Source organism: Candidatus Krumholzibacteriia bacterium (assembly GCA_035268685.1).
Classification (GTDB): domain Bacteria; phylum Krumholzibacteriota; class Krumholzibacteriia; order JAJRXK01; family JAJRXK01; genus JAJRXK01.
Window position 1 is genome coordinate 1 of the sequence record DATFKK010000021.1, and the last position, 19,417, is coordinate 19,417.

Genomic DNA, 19,417 nt, shown 5'->3' on the forward strand with positions numbered 1-19,417 from the left:
TCGGTGTTCCTCTTCTTCTAGCGCGCCGACGGCCAGGGCGTCCGGTCGGCGTGGGGGATGACGCGCGGCGCTCTTGTCGCGATACTGGCGGGTGTGGGAACAGTGCACCCGTGTCCCGATCACGAGGTCCTCGCATGCCACGACCGAGACCCCGGCCCTCCGCCCGCATCGATGCCGACCCGGCCGCACCGGCTGCGATGCCCGCGCCGTCGGCCGCGAGCGAGTGGTACGTGAACGACTGGCTCGACTTCAGGATCTGCAAGCCTCGGGGCTGGCACTTCGTCGTGAACGCCGACTACCACGAGCAGATGCGGAAGCAGGAGGACAATCCGTCCGCGGGAGGGGACCTGCTGGGCTACCTCCACGAACTGTCCGGAGACCCCCTCCTGGTGATCGCGAAGTACGGAGCGCACGAGGACTTCGGGCCTCGTGAGGCCGTGTGCCCGGCGATCCACGTCTACGCCAGCCCCCTGGAGCGCCCCGATGTCCTCGCCGAGGCGCGCGAGACCGAGCGGGCCTTCCGCCGCCTGCACCACGGCTACGAGCGGACCGCGGCGGTCCGGCCGATGAAGGTGGGAGGAGTGCCGGGAGCCGGCTTCGCCTACCGCTACGTGATGGGCGAGGATGCGATGCTCCCCGTGCACGTCCAGGCGCGGATGGCCCACGGACGGGCCATGCACTTCTCGATCGGCATGTCCGGCCCTCCCGACGGACCCGAGCGGGCCGACACGGAGTTCGCCATGGCCTGGGCCTCACTGCGGATCGGGGCCTGAGCACCGATGAAGATCGCCCTCGTCGTCGTCGCCGCCGCTCTGTTCGTGATCGTGGCCACCGTGGTGCTGTTCCGGTCGACCCGGGCCGACCTGCCGGCGCCGGCGAGCATGGCCACCCTGCCCGACGCCCTCGACATCCATCTCGCCGCGCGGGAGGCTCGCTTCGACGACCTGCGCGCGGGCGCCGAGAAGAAGATCGTATGGCACGATCCGACCACGAAGCGTCGAACGCCGCTGGCCATCGTCTACCTCCACGGTTTCTCGGCGACCCGGCGCGAGGCGTTCCCGTTGGCCGAGACGGTCGCCGATTCGCTCGGCGCCAACCTCTTCCTCACGCGGCTGAGCGGACACGGGCGCGACGGTGAGGCCATGGCCGAGGCCACGGTGGCCGACTGGTTGGCCGACGTGCGCGAAGCGATGGCGGTGGCCGCACGGCTCGGGGAACGCACGGTGCTCGTGGGTCTGTCGACCGGTGGGACCCTGGCGGTGTGGGCCGCGACACGGCCGGACTGGAAGGACCAGCTCGAGGCGCTCGTCCTGATCTCACCGAACCTCGGTCCGCGCGACGTGCGGGCCGGGCTGCTGCTGTGGCCGGGCGGACTCACGCTCACCCGATGGATCCAGGGCCCGGAGCGCGCGTGGGAGCCGCAGAACGAGCAGCACGCTGCGCACTGGACCACGCGTTACCCGGTCGAGGCGGTGGCCACGATGATGCGCCTGGTGACGGGGGTACGGCGGCTCGATCCGAGCGAGATCGTCACGCCGGTGCTGCTGCTGCATTCCGACCGCGACACGGTGATCCGTGTGGATCGGGCGATCGACGTCTTCGACAGAATGGAATCCGACCGCAGCGAACGGGTCGTCGTCTCCGGCGTGGGCGACGAGGACGGGCACGTCCTCGCCGGTGACGTCCTGTCGCCGGGGACGACCGATCAGGTCGTCCGCGCGATCGTCGGGTTCGTGCGCGGGGACTCGACGCGGGACTGAGCGGTCAGAACAGTTCGATCTCGCCCTGGTCCATGTGTTCCTGGCCGACACGGCGGTGGGTTCCGGCCCACTCCTCGCGCATCTTCCCGATCGCCTCGCCCAGCTCGAGAAGCCGTTCGGCGAAGCGCCGCATCTCGTCGGCGTCGGCGTCACGCAGGTTCACGGCCGTGTCCTGGATCTGCTCGCTCAGGTCGTCGAGACGGTCGAGGCGGCCGAGGATCTCGTCGGCGAGCTGGTTGACGAGGTCGTCGACCTGCAGGGACTGCAGGACCACCGAGAGGGCATCGCCCATGCGGCGGCCCAGGTCGTGGACGTGTTCACCGTCGAGCTCCGCCGGCTCGACCTCGATACCCGAGCGCGACGCCAATGTGGCCAGACGTTCCCGCAGGTGGCGACGGATCTCCGACGGGCCCCGCTCGTCGTCGAGGTCGGTCATCACGGCCTGCAGGATGTCGGCGGTGTCCTGGACGAAGTGCTTGAGGCCGGCCCGCGCCAGGCGGCGGTCGACGTCCTCGTGGCCGAGGACGGACTCGATCAGGCGTTCGGTGGCGTCGCTGGTGAGCGAGCGGATCTGCTCGAGCGATTGGCGCACGCCGCGGGTCTGGTCGCCGGTGGCCGGCTGGAGTTCCTCGCTCAGGGTGGCGAAGGCCACCGATGGCGAGCGCCGGTGGTCGTCAGAAGAGTTCGGCATCGCCCCAGTCCATCTGCTGCTGTTCCACCGGTTGGTGGGACAAGGTGTCGAAGAGTCCGTGCTTCGCGCGAAGGGTCCGGGCGAGCTGCTCGACGGTGGCCTCGGCCTGGCCCAGGCTCGTCGGATCGGACAGTTTCCAGGTCTCGTCGCTGAAGGTCTCGGCCGCGTACAGGCGCAGGAGATTGGTGCGTTGGCTCACATGCTCGATCAACTGACGCACCATGTCCTCGAACTGCAGGGCCGTGATCGCCAGACCGACCTCGTTGCCGATGTTGCCGGCGATCGCCTCGACCTCGGCCATGGTCGACTTGGCGTGTTCGTTGATCTCGTGCAGGTCCTGCAGCATGGTGTCGATCTCGGACTTCGAGGCCAGGGCCGACTGCATGTCCTCGCCGGCCATGGTCTCCATGATCTCTCGAGCCTGGTTGATCGAGGTGTGCGAGCCCTCGACCAGTGAGCGGATCTCGTCGGCGAAGCCGTGGCTGTCGGCGGCGAGCTTGCGGACTTCGTCGGCGACCACCATGAAGCCCCGCCCGGCGCTACCGGCACGCGCGGCCTCGATGTTCGCGTTCAGCGCGAGCAGGCGGGTGCGCTCGGCGATGTTCTGCACTTCACCGATTCGTCCCGCCACCTGGTCCATCTGTCCGCTGATGTCCTGGATCCGGCGGACCATGTCCTGACTCTGCTGTGAGATCGCCGAGATCTGGTCGACGAAGGCGCCGACGAGGCGGTTGTTCTCCTGGGCGAACTCCTCGAGGCTCACCCGGCGGGATCCGTCGTCGCTCTCGTCGCTCATGATCGAGCGTACCTTCGTCAGCTGCATCTGGGTGCCCTCGTTCATGCCCGTGAAGCTGGCGCCGAGCTTGCCGACCGCGTCCCCGATCAATCCGCGGACCTGCTCGAGCTCCTGCTGGACCAGCGACACCTGCTCGATCTGCGGGCTCATCAGCTCCCAGAGGAGCATGAACGTAGCGGGACAGAAGCCTTCGTGGTCGTGATCGTCGGCCTTCACGCGCGGTCGTCCGTCGGGTTCGTCGGCGCCCGATCCGACGTGTGAGATCCATCCTCCGAATGCCAACGTGGCCACCCCGCTTCCGCCGGCGGCCACCAGCCAGGTGGGGCTCCCGAACAGGAACAGGAGCAGCGGCGTCGCACCGAGTACGACCATGAGCGAGAGGCGGATCCACCGTCCACGAACGGACGCGTCCGCAACGGCGAAAGGGGAGGGATGGGGTGGCCAGCGCAACATGATGTCAGACCTCGATGGATCGGAAGGTCGTCGTCGAGTCCAGGGTGCGTGCACGGTCGAGGATCGTGGCGCACATCGAACCCAGGGGGGGCGGTTCGTCGGTCGCGGCCGGGCGATGGGTGGATGCAGACATGTCCCGGACGGAACTCGTGGCCCCGTCCTGGGCCAGGGTCGCCGACCCGGTGTGCTTCGTCTCGATCAGGTCCGTCGCACCGTCACCGACGGAATCCCGCGTCTCCCGCAGTATCTGTCGAACCAGGGCCGAGTCGTCGACGATCAGGACACGTGTGGTCATCGTGTTCACGTCCCTCAGAAGAGCTCGACGGCGCCGCCGACGGGTTTGCGATCGATCGTGCGGCGGTAGTTCTCCTCGCGCTTCACGACCTCGCTCTCGACCTGCTTCAGTCTCTTGACCTGCACCCTCCCCGAATGGGGTTCGTAGTAGAGCTTGCGCGGGAAGCGATCGCCGACGTCCTCGGCCGAGACACGGAAGCCCTCGATCTGCAGGAACTCACGCACGAAGGCGATGTTCTTGCCGCCGATGTCGGCCATCGAACTGAGGATCTTTCCGCCGCCGAAGATCTTGACCTCGAGCCGATCGCGACTCCCGCCGTGCTTGAGGATGTCGTTGATCATGTTCTCCATCGCGTAGGTGCCGTACCGGTTCGCGGCCGACGCGCTGCGCGCCACGTGGCGGGCCAGGCTCGCCGGGTCGTCGTTGGCGGGCAGCATGAAGTGGTTCATGCCGCCGACACCCAGCACGGTGTCGCGCACGCAGGCCGACACGCAGGAACCGAGCACCGTCATGATCAGGTGATCCTCGGTCGTGACGTAGTACTCGCCCGGATTCAGCTTCGCGGCGAAGCGACCGTAGCGGCGGTCCCAGTAGAAGCCGATGTGTTCGAAACCCCGCAGTGGGCGCGGCGGACTCGGAGCCGGGGCAGTGGCGTGCGCGTTCATCGGTGGACCGCCTTCCGATCGCGGCTGCGGCCGGGAATCCGGGTGGGGCGGTCGTCGATCAGGGTCTTGATCTCCCTGGCCGTGTCCGCACTACGGCCGGCGAGATCGCGGGCCTCGGCGGCGACCACCGCGAAGCCAGGGCCCCGCTCGCCGGCTCGTGCGGTCTCGACGGCGGCGTTCAGCGCCAGCAGGTTGGTCCGGAATGCGATGTCGTCGGCTGCGCTCGTGATGCTGGCCGCTGCCTGGCGCGTGGGCTCGACCACGGAGTCGAGCAGACGGTTGACCCCCGCGGCCAGGTTCTTCGTGGAGCCGACGTAGCGGTCGGGATCGATGCGTCGGTCCAGCCGTCCGGCCACGGCGTTCTCGATCAGGGCCTGGATCTCCCGTTCGGCGTCGACCTGGTCGCTGACGTCGCTCCACTCGTTGCAGATGCCCAGATACCGGCCTTCGTCGTCGAGGACGGCGGTCACGTTCAGGTCGAAGACCAGTGGGCCGACCTGGACGCGGGCGCGGTGGGGGAGGCTCGACGGATCGCGCAGCAGCGCGCGCACCCCTTCGAGATCGGCGTGGAAGGCGTCGATGTCGAAACCGACGAGACGATCGATGTCGAGTTGCGGACACACGCGCTTCAAGGCGGCTTCGTGGCGACGAAGGGTACGGACGGTGGCCTGGTTCACGTAGGTGATGTTCAGCTCGGGGTCGCAGATCACGATGTTCGTGCTCGCCCCGTCGACGGCGGCGCGCAGCCGAGTCGCCTCGATGTCGGCCGCACGTTGCCAGCGGTCGGGCTCGGGTCCGGGCACGCTGAGCGACGCGACCAGTCCGGCGATCTCGGTCGCGAGCGTGCGCAGGTGGGCCGGGCGGAGGCCGACGGCGTGCAGGGTCGGGGCCCAGTCCCGGACCAGTTCCTCGAGCCGGTGCGGATGGTCCAGGGCCTCGGCGGCCAGACCCACGGCCGTACGGAGGCGCTCGACGGCGACCGGCTCGACGTCGACGGCGGGAGCCACCGCACGGACCCGTTCCACCAGGTGTCCGGCCAGAGTTCCGAGGCGGTCCGTCGGGACCACGTCGAACGAAGCGGTGTCGAGCAAGCGCGACGGATCGAGCAGGACGAGCATGCGGTCGTCGACGATCCCCAGTCCCGAGACGACATCGAGGTCGGCACTCGCCCCGAAGTCGGGCGCGGGCTCGATCGCTTCGCGGTCGAGATCCCGGACGTCGTTCACCGCGTCGACGACCACGCCGATCACGCGCTCGCCGATCGCGTCGGCGTGTACGCGCAGGACGATGTTCACCGTGGTCGGTCCGTAGACCGTGGGCTCCAGGCCGAAGCGGGCACGGAGGTCGACGATCGGCACGATCGTTCCCCGTAGCTCGATCACGCCCTTCACGAAGTCGGGGGTGTTCGGCAGGGGCTTGGCGTCCTCCCAGCCCTTGATCTCCTGTACGTGCACGATGTCGACGCAGTACTCCTCGCCGGCGAGCACGAAGGTCAACACCTTCATGTCGTCTTCACGTCGGACCATGGGGCCGCGTTCGTCGAATGCCCGCACCGAGGCCATCGGGTCCTCGTGGCGTCCGGCGACCACGGAGCGGTCGACGCGAGAGTCCGTGCCGTGGGGGCGGGAGCGTGCGACGTCGATCATCATCGAACTACCCCAGCACCTTCTTGATCACCGCGAGTAGCTGCTCGGGGTTGAAGGGCTTGACCAGCCAACCCGTGGCCCCGGCCTGACGGCCGTCGCTCTTACGGCCGTCCCCCGATTCGGTGGTGAGCACCAGCATCGGCGTGAACTTGTAGCTGGGCAGCTGACGCAGCTCCTTGATCAACGTGATGCCGTCCATGTTCGGCATGTTCACGTCGGTCAGGACCAGGTTGAAGTTTCCGGTCTTGGCCAGGTCGAGGGCCTGCACGCCGTCTTCTGCTTCGGTCACGGTGTGGCCGGCGCTCTGGAGCGTGACCGTCACCATCTGGCGCAACGAGCGCGAGTCGTCGACCGCGAGAATCGTCGCCATGGTCTACTCTTCTCCCGATTGCGGGGTGATCGTGGCCGGGGGATCCGTCCCCGCGGCCCGCGCGAACGCCGGCTCGAACCCGAGCGTGGCGAATGTCGAAGCGAGACGTCCGCGTCTCCTTGGTCTCGTCCGGTGGGTATCGGAGGGCGTCCGGGAAATCTTGAACCCGGATCCTCCTCCCGAGGGGCGTTGACGTGGAGGTCGGAGCCCTTAGAGTCCGAACGCCGGAACCGGCGGGGCCTGGGTCGCCGTCGCACCCGGCAATTCCTTCCGGGAGACCGCTGTCATGTCCGACGAGCGAGCGATCGACACTCCCTTGCAGATGATCGGAGGCCGGGTCCGCCGTCGACCGACCTCGCCGGAGGCGAGCGCCGCTCTGCGTCGGCTCCGACGCCTGGGTGCGGCGGCCCTGATCATGCTCGCCGGGGGGTGGCTGCCGGGGATCTGGAGCCATCTCGTCGGCGCGTCCGCCGGTGCCGTCCTGATCGTCGAACTCGTCCGGATGCATCGTCCGCACGTGCTGGCCCCGCGGGTGTGGACCGCCGGCCTGGCGATCGCGGGGGCACCGCTGCTGGTTCCGGGAGCCTCGGACGTCGGCCGCGTGCTGTTCTCCACGGCGATCGTGGTGTTCCTGCTGCTGCGGCGACACCGTGTCCTGGGTGTTCTTCCGTCCTGGCACCGGGCGCTGGTCTTCGGCGGGTGTGTCGGTGCGATCGTACTGATGGTCCTCGTCCCCGATCTGCGTGAGGTCCGCGGCTGGTTCGGCGAGATCCTGCACGGTGTGCACGGGAGTGCCCGGCTGACGCTGGTGGTGGCCGCGGCCCTGACCGCGGTCCATCTGTTCCTGGGCATCCGCCTGCACTTCCTGCGACTGCGTCCGAAGCTGGCCGTGGCCGGCTTCCTGATCGCGGCCGTACCCGTGGTCCTGCTGGCCGCGTTGGCGGTGGTGGTCGTCTACGGCGTGGTGGGCAGTAGCACGAGTTCCCACGCACAGTCGGTGCTCGCCGGCTGGCTCGACCGTGTGGCAACGGGAGAACTGCACGGTCCGGGACCCTTCGAGGAAGGTTTCGGCGCGGTCGGAATCGCGGCGGAGATCGAGAGCCCGGCTCCGCCGCCCTGGCGCGACGAACTGGCCGACGCGATCGAGCACTCCGGCTTCGGCCCCGTTCCGGCGGGCCTGTGGGTCCGTCGGAACGGCGAGATCTGGGCCGTGCGGACCGGCGTGGACGAGGACGGGCAGCGCGTCCTGCTCGGCGGCCGACGGCTCGGACCGAAGAGCATCCAACGCCTGGCCGACCAGCTCGGCTGCGAGGTCGACCTGATGGGAGCGGTCGAGGATTCCGATCTGCATCTGACTCTCGGCGGGTCTCGTTCCGGCGGGATCCCGATCGGCGAGGGCGAGGGCCGCCTGCGGGCGAAGCCCCGGTCGGTGGACACCACGACGGAGTCTTCCCCGTGGACCGAGCAGTGGAGGATCTTCGGGGGAGCGACCTTCGAGGTCCACGATCTCGGAGGGGGGAGCCTCGACGCGACGGGTGCCCTGATCCGGCTACGGACCCGGCCCTCCGACCTGGTGGCGCTGGTCACCTCGGACGCGAACGTGGTGAATCAGATCGTCGGGGTCGCGCTGCTGGTGATCGCGGCCCTGTTCCTCATGCTCGAGGCCCTGGCGCTGTACTTCGGTCTGCGGATCGTGGGAGGGATCACCCTGGCCGTGAGCGGACTGCACCAGGCGATGCGGCGACTGGCCCGGGGCGATCTCGATACCCGCGTCGACCTGCCCAACCAGGACGAATTCGGTGACCTGGCCGAGGGCTTCAACGACATGACCCGGGCGATCCACGTGGCACAGGACCAGATCGTCGAGAAGCAACGACTCGAGCAGGAGATCGCGACCGCCCGCCGGATCCAGATCCGTCTGCTCCCCGAGTCGCTCCCCGAAGTGGAGGGCTACGAGATCGACGGCGGCAGTACGCCGAGCAAGCAGGTCGGTGGAGACTACTTCGACTTCATTCCGCTGCCCGACGGCCGGCTGGGCGTGGCCGTGGCCGACGTCAGCGGCAAGGGCATTCCGGCCGCGCTGCTCATGAGCAACCTCCAGGCGAGTCTGCAGGGACAGCTCCTGCACGAAGCGCAGGTGTCCGAGGTCGTCGAACGCATGAACGACCTGCTGGCCCGCAGCACCGACACGCACATGTTCGCGACCTTCTTCTACGGCGTGCTCGAACCCGCGACCGGTCGCGTGGTGGGGGTGAACGCGGGTCACGATCCGCCCCTCGTGGTGCGGGCCGACGGCACACTCGAGACCCTGCCCGCCGGCGGTCTGATCCTGGGGATGCTTCCCGGGCAGCGCTACACCGAGTGCAGCACGGTGCTCGCTCCGGGCGACAGCATGATCCTCTACACGGACGGGATCACCGAGGCGATGGGGCCGGGAACGCGGATTCCGGGACTGGACCTGCGGGCCCTGCCCGCGTCGACCGAGCCCACGATCGAGCGGCACGACCGCTCGATCGACGACGAGAACGGCGACGACGAAGAAGAGATCGTCACCAACTTCTTCGGCGAGGACCGGCTCCGCGAGATCGCGGTGGCACGACGCCACGAGAGCGCGGCGTCGATTCGCCGGGCGATCCTCGACGCGGTCTCTCGGCACGTGCGTGACGTTCCTCAGTCCGACGACGTGACGTTGGTGGTGATCAAGCGCCGGGCAGCCTGATCGTGGCGTATGCGGAGGTGCACCGTACGCGGATGCGCGGTCCGGCTCAGTGCCGGTCCGGTCGGTCCTCGCCGAGATCCAGTTCCTCTCGGACCAGCAACAACACGGCACTGTTCGGAACGATCAGGTAGTTCTCGCCCTCGAACTTGATCTCGACCGAGGCCTTCTTCAGGAACAGTGCCGTGTCGCCTTCGCGCGCCTGCAGCGGCACGTAGCGCGCCGAGGGCTCGCGCTTCTTCCACGGTTCGTCGTGGTCCATGGGCTCGGGCACGGGGATGCCCGGCCCCACCTTGATCACGCGACCGGACCGGACCTGCTGGTCGCTGACGGCCGTGGCCGGGAGGACGAGGCCGGTGTCCGTCCGTTCCTCGCCCTCCACGGGTTTGACCAGCAGCCGGTCGCCGACGACCAGCATGTGCTTGCGGATCGAGGCCATGGCCTACTTCACGCCATGGGTGAGCTTTCCGATCGGCTTGGCGAAGAGCAGGAAGACCACGCCCGAACCGATCACGATCAGGGCAACCGTCGAGAACAACTGGTCCTGCGGCATGTCCTCGATGAAGCCCGCTACCAGACCTGCGATCAGGTTACCGAGCGCCGCACCCACGAACCACGTACCCATCATCTGACTCACGAGTCGCTGTGGCGCAAGCTTGGTGATCGAGCTCAATCCGATCGGGCTCAGGCACAACTCGCCCACGGTGTGCAGGAAGTAGGTCGTGACCAGCCACATCGGGCTGACCTTTCCCGCCTCGATGAACTGCGCGCCCCAGGCCAACACGAAGAAACCGCTGCCGAGCAGGACCAATCCCAGACCGAATTTGACTGGAATCGAGGGGTTGTACGCGCCGAGTCGCACCCAGAGCATTCCCATGACGGGAGCCAGGATGATGATGAACAGCGGATTGACGCTCTGCAGGAAGGTGGTCGGCATCTCCCAGCCGAAAATCACGCGGTCGGTGAAATTCTCGGCGAAGAGGTTCATGCTCGATCCGGCCTGTTCGAAGCCGCTCCAGAACATGGCCGCGCCCAGGAAGAGCAGGAAGATCACACCGATCCGTGCACGCTCCACGCCGTCCTTGCAGGCGAAGAAGGCCACGTAGACGAAGTAGAAGGCTGCGAGCACCAGGACGATGATTCCGGTGGACTGCGCGAATCCGACCAGGGTCAGCGGAAGGATGTCCGCAGCCGACAGGCCGATGATGACCGCGCTGAGAACCACGATGAAGACCACGCCCCACGTGAATTGCGACACGGCGCGTTTCACCGATGCGGGATCCGCGGCGTCGCCCTTGAGGTACCCCGCGTTGCCCATGTGCTTGCCACCGAGCACGTACTGCAGCAGACCGAAGGTCATGCCGACGCCGGCGGCGCCGAAGCCCAGGTGCCAGTTGACCTCCTCGCCGAGGTAACCGCAGATCAGGGGACCGAGCAATGCACCGAAGTTGATCCCCATGTAGAAGATCGAGAACCCGGCGTCACGGCGCGCCCCGCCCTCGGGATACAGATCCCCGACCACCGAACTCACGTTGGGCTTCAACAGGCCGGTGCCGAGCACGATCAGGAACATACCCAGGAAGAAGCTCGGATCGGTGGGCACGGCCATCGTGTAGTGGCCGGCGGCAATGATGATCCCGCCGATCAGGACGGCTCGGCGCTGACCGAAGATCTTGTCGGCCATCCACCCGCCGGGCAGTGCCAGAGCGTATACACCGAAGGTGTACAGACCATAGATCGCCGTCGCGGTCTCGGTCTCGAGGCCCATGCCGTGGCGCGCGGTGTCGGTCATGAAGAGGACCAGCAGCGCGCGCATGCCGTAGTAGCTGAAGCGCTCCCAGAACTCGGTGAAGAAGAGGGTCGCGAGGCCGCGGGGATGTCCGAAGAAGGAGTGATCGTCCGCGGCCGTTCGAGCGGTGGGTTCGGTCATGGAACGGCTTTCCTGACGGGGTCGGCCGGCTGACGTGGCCGGATCGAGGACACTCGCGGCAGTCTATCCCACCGATCGGTGCGGGGCAACGCTGCGAAACCTTGGTGGGATCAGCGGTTGCGTGATCCAGTGGGTTCACTCCGTCGGCGCGATCCAGGCGTCGACGCGACGGACGAGGCGTGGGTCGTCCAGCCGGGGACGCAGGGTCCGGAGTCGTTCGACGAGACTGTCGCGGACGGCTCCGGTCACTGACGACGGCCGCGAGGGAGTGCCCAATCGTTCCAGCAGGGATTCGACCTCGCGGGTGACGGGATCGATCGAGGTGGCCTCGTCGACGCTTCTCGGCGGCGCCATTCGCCGGACTTCAGGTGCCCGGAGCGCTTCCCCGGTCGTTCCCGGGTCGCCCACGTTCGGATCCGCTGGCGGTTCGACCTCGTGCAGGAAGAACAGTCCGGCCAGGCCCGCGGCCACTGCGAGCGGCGCCGCGATCCGCCACCACGGAAGGCGATCCCGGTGACGGCGAACGCGGATGCGGTCCACGACCGCCTTCCGATCGAGTTCGGCCGCGACGTCGTCCTCGCCGTGCTCGCGGTCATCGCTCGCCCGCACCAGATCGTCGACACGCTCGGCCCACGCATCGGCGGGTCCGTCGCCGGTGGGGCGGGCCTCGTCGCCGCCGAGGCCCTCGGCGATCTCACGTTCGGAACGATTCCGGTTCACGGCGTGCCCTCCTCCGGTGCTCGCGGATCGCCGTAGCGTTCCGCCAGACGGATCGCGATCCGCGCGCGGGCGCGGGACAGTCGGGAGAGGACCGTTCCCAGCGGCAGATCCAGCGCGGTCGCGATCTCCGTCGTGCTCATCTCCTCGACCGCGCGCAGCCGCAGGACCAGGGCCCAGCCCGCGGGGAGATCGGCGAGCGCGCGCTCGACCTCGGCGAGCATCTCGGCGTCGTCCACGGCCCGCGGGGCGTCGGCCGGGACGGCGATCGCTTCCAGCCACGGCTCGGCGTCGTCCACCTCGTCGCGCCGCGACGCGCTCCGGCGACGGTCGAGCGCGAGGTTCACGCCGATCCGCGCGACCCAGGGTTCGAAGCATCGCTCCGGATCGAAGTCCTCGAGCCGTTCCCAGGCGCGGACGAAGGTGTCCTGCACCAGATCGTCGAGCGCGTCGTCGTCGCCGGCGACGTACCGCCGCAGACGCATCCGGAGCCACGACGACAGACGCAGGACGACCGCGCCGTAGGCATCGGGGTCGCCGCCGCGAGCCCGCAGGACGAAGTCGTGCAGATCGGTGTCGTCGGTCGCGGCCACGGTCCGGCTCCGGTAGTTCGACGCATGGCCCTCCGACCGGGAGTACGCCGTGCGCCGTGGTTCCATTCCCGTCATCCTGCCACCGGGACGCCGCGACGACCAGCGGCGAAGCGGGCGACGCTGGAATCGGGTGTGCGTTTCTCCTAGAATCGCGCTCCGACGCGGCCGTCGTGTTCCCGCCGGCGCGACGTGTTCCGCGGAGTCTCGCCGAAAGGAGGGCCCATGGCGCAACCACGCCGTGCCCCGTTGCCTCGCAACGCCGCCGAGGAAGCCCCCATCCGCTTCGGATGTTCCTCGTTCTCGTCCGACGACTGGGTCGGTCCGTTCTATCCCGCCGGCACCCAGCCCCGTGACTTCCTGCGGGTCTACGCCCAGCACTTCGACACCGTCGAGGTCGACGCCACCTACTACGCGATTCCGAAGGCGAGCATCGTCGACGGATGGGTCGACAAGACCCCCGAGGGCTTCCTGCTCAGCGCGAAGTTCCCGAAGTCGATCTGCCACGCGGGCGAGGGGCCACGGCCGGACGGCGGGAAGGTCCTCGTTCCCGAACACACCTTCGGCGAGCGCGACGCCTTCCTCGACGTGATGTCCCGCATGGGCGATCGACTGGGACCGCTGGTGCTGCAGTTCCCGTACTTCGGCAAGGCGGTCTTCGCCGACCCCCGTGAATTCCTCCAGCGTCTCGACCACTTCCTCGACGAGTTGCCCGGCGAGTTCGAGTACGCCGTCGAGATCCGCAATCGCTCGTGGGTCGGTCCCGACCTCGCGCACCTGCTGCGCCGCCATCGGGTGACCATGGTGCTGGTCGACCAGGCGTGGATGCCGCACGCCGACGAGGTCGAGCAACGTTTCGACCCCGTCACCGGCCCGCGGATGTACGTGCGTCTGCTCGGCGACCGCAAGGAGATCGAGGCGATCACGAAGACCTGGGACACCGAGGTCATCGACCGGCGCGAGCGCTTGCAGCGCTGGGCCACGTTCCTGAGCCGGCACGTCCGGCAGGGCCGGAACGCGCTGGTGTACGTGAACAACCACTATGCCGGTCACGCGCCGACCACGGTTCGACGGCTGATGGAGATGGTCGACCGCGAGATGCAGGAGAGCGGCGACTGACGGGAGTTCGCCGAGCGGGCTGCGTGCGGGGCCTTACTTACTCCTTTTGTTCACGTCTGCGCCGGCGAATCCGGCCGCAGGGGCGAGAAGTGGGCACGGGATGTGTCGCAACCGCAGCGGCTTCGGGTACACTTCGAAGTGGGATGGTGGTGAATCGGCGAGATCACGCCGTCCCGGACGCGGGGTCTGTGGCTGCACGGTTCCTCGTATGGTCGCAGAGCGGGAGACGCGGACCGGTGTCGGGAATGAGTCGCTTCCCGGTGTCGTTCCGGCTCCCGCCCCGCGTCGAGATCCCCACCCGCTCGCCGGCTCCGATGGATCACAGAACCCCGTCTTGTGGCCGGGCGGGCCTCTGCTAGCGTGCCGGCGGTCTTTCGCGGGTACCCTCTTGCCGGAGGTGGGGGCATGGCCACCGACTCCACGATCTCCGTTCCCCGGGTGCGTCCCGAACACGTCCACGACGTCATCGGCGGGTCGATGCTCGCCGACGGGATGCCCTTCGTCGTCGACCTCGACGAGAGCTCGGGCAGCCGATTGCACGACGCGCTGAGCGGTCGCGACTACCTCGACTTCTTCAACTACTTCGCGACCCAGCCTCTCGGTCACAACCATCCGGCGATGGTCGATCCCGAGTTCGTGGCCCACCTCGGGCGGGTGGCGATCACCAACCCGAGCAACAGCGACTTCTACACCGAGGAGATGGCGGCCTTCGTGCAGACCCTGCACGACACGGCGCAGCCCGCGTCGTTGCCGCACCTCTTCTTCGTGGCCGGCGGATCGCTCGCGGTGGAGAACGGCCTCAAGGCGGCCTTCGACTGGAAGTTCCAGAAGCGGGCCGCCCGCGGTCTGCCCGACGACGAGAACCTGTCGATCCTGCACTTCCGCCACGCCTTCCACGGCCGCAGTGGATACACAATGAGCCTGACGAACACGGATCCGCACAAGACCAAGTGGTTCCCGAAGTTCGACTGGCCGCGCGTGGACGCGGCGCCGATCACCTTCCCGCTCTCCGATCATCTCGCCGAGGTCGAAGAGGCCGAGCAACGTTCGCTCGCGCAGATCCGCGAGGCGGTGGAGCGCGACGGCGATCGCATCGCCGGGCTGATCATCGAGCCGATCCAGGGCGAGGGCGGCGACAACCACTTCCGGCCGGAGTTCCTGCAGGCCCTGCGCGCGGTGTGCGACGAACACGAGATGCTGATGATCGTCGACGAGGTGCAGACGGGAACCGGCACCACCGGACGGTGGTGGGCCTACCAGCACCACGGCATCGAGCCCGACGTGCTGTGCTTCGGCAAGCGCATGCAGGTGTGCGGGATCCTGGCCGGTGCAAGGCTCGACGACGTCGAGGGGGTGTTCCGGTCGAGCAGTCGGATCAACTCGACCTGGGGTGGCAACCTGGTCGACATGGTCCGCGCCACGCGCTATCTGCAGGTGATCGAGGCCGAGCAATTGGTGGAGAACGCGGCGACGGTCGGCACACACTTCCTGCGCGGACTGAACACGTTGCAGGACGAGTTCGGGGGGCTGTTGTCGAACGTTCGCGGGCGGGGACTGTTCATCGCGTTCACCCTGCCCGATCGCGTCACGCGCGGAAGCGTCCTCGCCCGGTGCCAGGAGGAAGGTCTCCTGCTGCTTCCGTCGGGGCCTCGGTCGATCCGGGCGCGGCCGCCCCTGAGCGTCACCGTCGACGAGGCCGACGAGGCGGTGTCGATCCTGCGCAGGGTCCTCGCGCGTGTGTGATCGTGATCGCGTGGCGGCGGTACGGACTCAGACCCCGTGTCGCCGCCACAGCAGGATCGCCAGCACGACCATGATCCACTCGAAGACGTAGGGTCCGATCGCGCCACCGATCGAGAAGCCGCTGCGTACGAGCACGATCGTGCGGAACAGCACCAGTCCGCCGTAGAGGAAGGTGGCGAAGCCCAGGGCCGGGCCGTGCCAGGCCGGGCGCAGGGCCGCCATGGCGAAGAAGACCGCGAAGGCGGCCTCGATCCCGCCGTACACCGCCACGTACTCGGCCTGACCCTTCCAGCCGTCGAGCTCGAAGCCGAGGAATCGGGCAGTCTGCTCGGGGCGGATCGTGCACCAGACCGCGAAGACCGTGTAGGCGACGGCGTTGAACCAGAAGTAGGCGAGGGTCATGCGGGCCTCCGGGGCGCTGGGGGCACCGATCCGGTCTTCGTCGGGGCGACGGTCGAGACGATCGCTCGCCGCGCGACCATGGTCCTCGGCCCCCCTCCGCGTCAAGGCTCCGGCGGGTCGAGCCCGATCGTGCCGCCCGCGCCGTGGACGGGCTGGAAGCCGAGACGGCGGCGCACCGCGTAGGCCGCCACGCCGAAGGCCACGGCCACGTTGAGCGATTGCTTGGTGCCGAACATGGGAAGGTGGGCGGTGGTGTCGCAGGCCATGCGTGTGGCCTCGCTCACGCCTTCGGTCTCGTGACCGACCACCAGGGCGACGGGCGGGCGGAGCTTCAGCGTCTCCAGCTCGACGCTCGCCGGCGCGCGCTCGAGCGCGATCACCTGGAAGCCTGCCGAGCGCAGCGCCTCGCAGGCCTCGCGAGCCTTCGACCAGTACTCCCACGGGACCGCCTGCTCGGCGCCGAGAGCCGTCTTGCTGATCTCGGCGCGCGGAGGATGGGCGGTGAAACCGCAGAGCACCAGACGGTGCACGCCGGCACCGTCGGCGCTGCGGAACATCGAGCCGACGTTCCAAAGGCTGCGCACGTTCTCGATCACGCCGACCACCGGTGGCAGCGGCGCGCGTGGGCGTCGGGGATCCATGGGGCGGAGTGTACGGTGGCCGTGGGGGTGAGGCCACCGCGGTCCCGTGTTACCTTCTCGCTCTCCGTCGAACTCCCCCTTCCGCCCGGCCGTGTCCCATGATCCAGAGTCCTTCTGCGAAGCCGCATCCGCGCGCCGTCGGCATGATCTCCGGCGGCCTCGACAGCACCCTGGCCACTGCCCTCGTGCAGAGGCAGGGCGTCGACGTGGTCGCCGTGAACTTCTCCACCGGCTTCTGCCGGGCCGACCACAAGCGCCAGGTGCGGCGTCCCGGTACCGACCCCTCGAAACTGCGGAACGAGGCCCTGCGCCTCGGCGCCGACTTCGAGGTGCCCGTGCACGTGATCGACATCGCGGGGGACTACCTCGACGTCCTGCGCCACCCGAAGCACGGCTACGGGAAGAACGCCAACCCCTGTATCGACTGCCGGACGATGATGATGGGCCGCGCACGCACGTTCATGGAGGAGATCGGCGCCGATTTCGTGTTCACCGGCGAGGTCCTCGGGCAGCGACCCAAGAGCCAGACCCGCCGCGCCATGAACATCGTGGCCGAGGAGAGCGGTCTCGGTGATCGCCTCGTGCGGCCGCTGTCGGCCCGCGCGCTTGCGCCCACCCTGCCCGAGCGCGAGGGCTGGCTGGATCGCGCGGAGCTGTTGGCCCTCACCGGACGCGACCGCAATCCGCAGCTGCGTCTGGCCCGCGAGCTGGGTCTCGACGACACACCCCAGCCGGCGGGTGGATGCTGCGCGCTCACCGACGAGGGCTACTCGAATCGCGTGTTCGACCTGTTCCAGCACGGACGCCGCGAAGACGTCGACCACGACGACCTGCTCCTGTGCAAGGTCGGCCGTCACTTCCGCCTTTCGGCCAACGCCAAGCTGGTGGTGGCACGCTTCGAGGACGAGAACCGCTTCCTGGAGACCTGGAGCGGCGAGCGCCCTCGCCTGCACGTCCGCGACCACGTCGGGCCGGTGGCGGTCTTCGATCTCGCTCCCGGCGCGCCGCTCGATCCCTTCGACCTGGAACGCGCGGCGGCGATCACCGCGCGCTACTCGAAGGGCAAGCGCGAGCCGGTGGTCACGGTCGAGGTCGAGGGCGGCGACGGCCCGCGGGCGCTGCGGGTGGAACCCCTCGCGCCCGAGGCCGTCGAGGCCTGGATGTTGCGATGAGCGCCGGCCGAGGACGGACCCTGGACACCCGGGGCGACCTGTGCCCGCAGCCGATCATCGATCTGGCCGCGGAGATCACGGCGCTGCCGGCCGGAGCCGAACTCGTGGTGCTGAGCGACGACGCGGCCTTCCCCGCCGACGTCCGGGCATGGTGTGCCGGGACCGGGCACGATCTGCTCGCGCTCGACCGGCACGACCGCGAGTTCACCGCCCGCATCCGCAAGCGGGAGTCCTGATCCGGAGTCCGTCCTGGCGGCGTCGGGTGGCGTCGTCGAGGAATTCTCGACCGGGTGCGGTCGACCAGGGACGGGACCAGGACATGCAGAAGAATTCGCTCTCGTTGTGCATGATCGTCAAGGACGCCGAGGACACCGTCGGACGCGCGATCAAGAGTGCGCTGGCCGTCGTCGACGAGGTCGTCGTCGTCGACACCGGATCCACCGACAACACGCGGCTGATCGTGGAGGGCTACGGTGCCCGGGTGATCGATCACCACTGGCACGACGACTTCTCGGCCGCGCGCAACGCCGGCCTGTCGGCGGCCTACGGCGACTGGATCCTGATCCTCGACGCCGACGAGGTGCTCGAGACGATCCGTCCCGTGGAGATCGGGCGGCTGCTGGCCGACGAGGACGCCGTGGCCTACTACGCGCGGCTGCGTGACGAGAGTTCGGGGCGCGGTTCGACGGTGCACGACAAGGTGCGCCTGTTCCGCAACCATCCCGACATCCGCTTCCGTTATCCGATCCACGAGCAGGTCACGCCGTCCATCGCGCAGATCGCCCAACGCACGGGCGGGGAGTTCCTCCCGAGCCCGTTGTCGATCGTCCACTACGGCAGTCCCGACGACGACGACAAGAGCACCCGGGCCCGCAATCAGCGCCTGCTCCACCGTGCCATCGACCAGTACCCCGACGAACCCTACTTCCGCTACCGCCTGGCCTGCGAGATCGCGGTGCACCTCGAGGAGAAGGTTCTGCCGGTGAAGGGTTTCCGGCAGATGATGTCGGAACTGCAGGCCGCGATCACCCAGGTGCGCGGTTTCGACGAGAGGCGGCGCGCCCATGTCGGCTACGGCCCGGATCTCTACGCCCGCACGGCCGCGGCCGAACTCGCAGACGGCCGCCCGCTGGACGCTCTGGACACCTGCGCCGAGGGACTCGACCGATTCGGAGAGGGATCACTCCTGCGCTTCACCCAGGGTCGGGCCCTGCTCGCCGCCGCCGAGGTCCAGCCGGGCGAGGCGGCCGACGAGTTCCGCGCGGCCGGTGCTGCTCGCATGCACCTGATGCTGGAGCGCGATGCGAGTCTGGAGCCGGCACCGATCGGCAATGCCTACTTCGAGGTCTACCCGCACCGTTATCTCGGAGCGGCCGCTCTGGCCGCCGGCGAGATCGTCGAAGCGCGCGATCACTTCCGGACGGCCCTCTCGAACGATCCCGACTACACGGGAGCCCTGTGTGGACTCGCCCGCGTCGCCGAGGCCGAGGGGCGTGTTCGCGACGCGCTGCAGGTCTACCTCAAGGCACTGTCGATCAACGAGGACGAGATCGACGCGTGGATCGGCGGAGCCGAGGTCCTGATCGGGCTGGGTTTCGACGACAACGCGCGGTCGTGGCTGCAGAAGCTGTCGAACTCCGTGCCCGAGGAGCCGCGGGTCGAGCAGTTGTTGACGCGCATCGAGGGTGTGCCGGCGGTGAGTCGGGCCTGA

At 68.5% G+C, this 19,417-nt stretch carries 19 protein-coding genes and 2 pseudogenes; 8 read left to right on the forward strand and 13 right to left on the reverse strand.

The features are described 5' to 3' along the window. Positions 1 to 134: 134 nt before the first annotated feature. The gene (locus VKA86_01925) at positions 135 to 773 is read left to right on the forward strand and encodes a hypothetical protein (protein HKK69947.1); all 639 of its coding nucleotides are present in this window, start codon (positions 135 to 137) and stop codon (positions 771 to 773) included. A gap of 6 nt (positions 774 to 779) precedes the next feature. Next, entirely contained in the window at positions 780 to 1,760 is a 981-nt protein-coding gene (locus tag VKA86_01930; protein HKK69948.1) for an alpha/beta fold hydrolase, read from the forward strand. A 4-nt stretch (positions 1,761 to 1,764) separates the two neighbouring features. On the opposite strand, the gene VKA86_01935 is transcribed toward VKA86_01930, so the two are convergent. The 7 genes and pseudogenes from VKA86_01935 to VKA86_01965 all read right to left on the reverse strand — a co-directional run bounded on the left by VKA86_01935 (position 1,765) and on the right by VKA86_01965 (position 6,676). Further along, a complete protein-coding gene (locus VKA86_01935; GenBank protein HKK69949.1) occupies positions 1,765 to 2,451 on the reverse strand; it encodes a hypothetical protein in 687 nt (228 codons plus the stop codon). Beyond that, positions 2,435 to 3,619 (reverse strand): methyl-accepting chemotaxis protein, encoded by a 1,185-nt coding sequence (locus tag VKA86_01940; protein ID HKK69950.1) that lies wholly within the window; start codon positions 3,617 to 3,619, stop codon positions 2,435 to 2,437. Before VKA86_01940 ends, VKA86_01935 begins: the two co-directional genes overlap by 17 nt. Before the next feature lie 85 nt (positions 3,620 to 3,704). Continuing rightward, positions 3,705 to 3,995: a hypothetical protein gene (locus VKA86_01945; protein HKK69951.1), complete on the reverse strand. Its 291-nt coding sequence runs from the start codon at positions 3,993 to 3,995 to the stop codon at positions 3,705 to 3,707. 14 nt (positions 3,996 to 4,009) lie between these two features. Continuing rightward, positions 4,010 to 4,660 carry a chemoreceptor glutamine deamidase CheD gene (gene cheD, locus VKA86_01950; GenBank protein ID HKK69952.1) on the reverse strand — a complete coding sequence of 217 codons (651 nt, stop codon included), beginning with the start codon at positions 4,658 to 4,660 and terminating at the stop codon, positions 4,010 to 4,012. A gap of 56 nt (positions 4,661 to 4,716) precedes the next feature. After that, positions 4,717 to 5,283: pseudogene (locus tag VKA86_01955) on the reverse strand (methyl-accepting chemotaxis protein). Beyond that, positions 5,269 to 6,309, reverse strand: a pseudogene (locus VKA86_01960) (chemotaxis protein CheW). The pseudogenes VKA86_01955 and VKA86_01960 overlap by 15 nt, the downstream one beginning before the upstream one ends. Positions 6,310 to 6,313: 4 nt before the next feature. Continuing rightward, positions 6,314 to 6,676 (reverse strand): response regulator, encoded by a 363-nt coding sequence (locus VKA86_01965; GenBank protein HKK69953.1) that lies wholly within the window; start codon positions 6,674 to 6,676, stop codon positions 6,314 to 6,316. A gap of 286 nt (positions 6,677 to 6,962) precedes the next feature. On the opposite strand from VKA86_01965, the gene VKA86_01970 reads away from it, so the two are divergent. Next, positions 6,963 to 9,395, forward strand: a complete 2,433-nt coding sequence (locus VKA86_01970) for a SpoIIE family protein phosphatase (GenBank protein HKK69954.1) — start codon at positions 6,963 to 6,965, stop codon at positions 9,393 to 9,395. 46 nt (positions 9,396 to 9,441) lie between these two features. On the opposite strand, the gene VKA86_01975 is transcribed toward VKA86_01970, so the two are convergent. The 4 genes from VKA86_01975 to VKA86_01990 form a co-directional block, all read right to left on the reverse strand. Further along, a complete protein-coding gene (locus VKA86_01975; GenBank protein ID HKK69955.1) occupies positions 9,442 to 9,831 on the reverse strand; it encodes a co-chaperone GroES family protein in 390 nt (129 codons plus the stop codon). Positions 9,832 to 9,834: 3 nt separating this feature from the next. Then, positions 9,835 to 11,322 carry a peptide MFS transporter gene (locus VKA86_01980; protein HKK69956.1) on the reverse strand — a complete coding sequence of 496 codons (1,488 nt, stop codon included), beginning with the start codon at positions 11,320 to 11,322 and terminating at the stop codon, positions 9,835 to 9,837. A 135-nt stretch (positions 11,323 to 11,457) separates the two neighbouring features. After that, a complete protein-coding gene (locus tag VKA86_01985; protein HKK69957.1) occupies positions 11,458 to 12,042 on the reverse strand; it encodes a hypothetical protein in 585 nt (194 codons plus the stop codon). Continuing rightward, entirely contained in the window at positions 12,039 to 12,698 is a 660-nt protein-coding gene (locus VKA86_01990; protein HKK69958.1) for a sigma-70 family RNA polymerase sigma factor, read from the reverse strand. The genes VKA86_01985 and VKA86_01990 overlap by 4 nt, the downstream gene beginning before the upstream one ends. A gap of 156 nt (positions 12,699 to 12,854) precedes the next feature. Here VKA86_01990 and VKA86_01995 point away from each other — a divergent pair, with 156 nt between their 5' ends. Together VKA86_01995 and lat are read left to right on the forward strand one after the other, a co-directional pair. After that, positions 12,855 to 13,748, forward strand: a complete 894-nt coding sequence (locus VKA86_01995) for a DUF72 domain-containing protein (protein ID HKK69959.1) — start codon at positions 12,855 to 12,857, stop codon at positions 13,746 to 13,748. A 405-nt stretch (positions 13,749 to 14,153) separates the two neighbouring features. Continuing rightward, positions 14,154 to 15,491, forward strand: a complete 1,338-nt coding sequence (lat, locus tag VKA86_02000; GenBank protein HKK69960.1) for an L-lysine 6-transaminase — start codon at positions 14,154 to 14,156, stop codon at positions 15,489 to 15,491. 27 nt (positions 15,492 to 15,518) lie between these two features. Here lat and VKA86_02005 read toward each other — a convergent pair whose 3' ends face one another. Both VKA86_02005 and VKA86_02010 read right to left on the reverse strand, forming a co-directional pair. Next, positions 15,519 to 15,893, reverse strand: coding sequence for a hypothetical protein (locus tag VKA86_02005; GenBank protein ID HKK69961.1), 375 nt, complete (start codon positions 15,891 to 15,893; stop codon positions 15,519 to 15,521). Between the two features lie 101 nt (positions 15,894 to 15,994). Then, positions 15,995 to 16,534, reverse strand: coding sequence for a TrmH family RNA methyltransferase (locus VKA86_02010; protein HKK69962.1), 540 nt, complete (start codon positions 16,532 to 16,534; stop codon positions 15,995 to 15,997). Positions 16,535 to 16,632: 98 nt separating this feature from the next. Here VKA86_02010 and VKA86_02015 point away from each other — a divergent pair, with 98 nt between their 5' ends. The 3 genes from VKA86_02015 to VKA86_02025 all read left to right on the forward strand — a co-directional run bounded on the left by VKA86_02015 (position 16,633) and on the right by VKA86_02025 (position 19,417). Next, a complete protein-coding gene (locus VKA86_02015; protein ID HKK69963.1) occupies positions 16,633 to 17,706 on the forward strand; it encodes a hypothetical protein in 1,074 nt (357 codons plus the stop codon). Continuing rightward, complete coding sequence (locus tag VKA86_02020) at positions 17,703 to 17,942, forward strand: sulfurtransferase TusA family protein (protein HKK69964.1); 240 nt, start codon at positions 17,703 to 17,705, stop codon at positions 17,940 to 17,942. The genes VKA86_02015 and VKA86_02020 overlap by 4 nt, the downstream gene beginning before the upstream one ends. 83 nt (positions 17,943 to 18,025) lie before the next feature. Next, the gene (locus VKA86_02025) at positions 18,026 to 19,417 is read left to right on the forward strand and encodes a glycosyltransferase (protein HKK69965.1); all 1,392 of its coding nucleotides are present in this window, start codon (positions 18,026 to 18,028) and stop codon (positions 19,415 to 19,417) included.